Origin of the sequence: Bacillus cereus group sp. N11 (genome assembly GCF_016483605.1) — a bacterium.
Lineage (GTDB): Bacteria > Bacillota > Bacilli > Bacillales > Bacillaceae_G > Bacillus_A > Bacillus_A toyonensis.
The window spans coordinates 1-230 of the sequence record NZ_JAEHBN010000121.1 but is presented as its reverse complement, the minus strand read 5'-3'; the positions used below and the strand labels follow the sequence as shown (position 1 = coordinate 230).

Here is a 230-nt window from a genome sequence, read left to right as displayed (position 1 = left end):
GTTCGAGGTGGAAGCATGGTGACATGTGGAGCTGACGAATACTAATAGATCGAGGACTTAACCATATAATATGTAGCGATGTTATCTAGTTTTGAAGGAATATATATTTAAAATTCCTTTTGACATTCTGAAAAGAATGTGTATAATGATAAAAGTCTGGTAATGATGGCAGAGAGGTCACACCCGTTCCCATACCGAACACGGAAGTTAAGCTCTCTAGCGCCGATGGT

The 230-nt window shown here is 39.6% G+C and carries 1 rRNA gene; it reads left to right on the top strand.

What is annotated here, in order from left to right:
* Positions 1 to 155: 155 nt before the first annotated feature.
* A 5S ribosomal RNA gene (rrf, locus tag JDS98_RS29950) occupies positions 156 to 230 on the top strand; the annotation flags it as partial.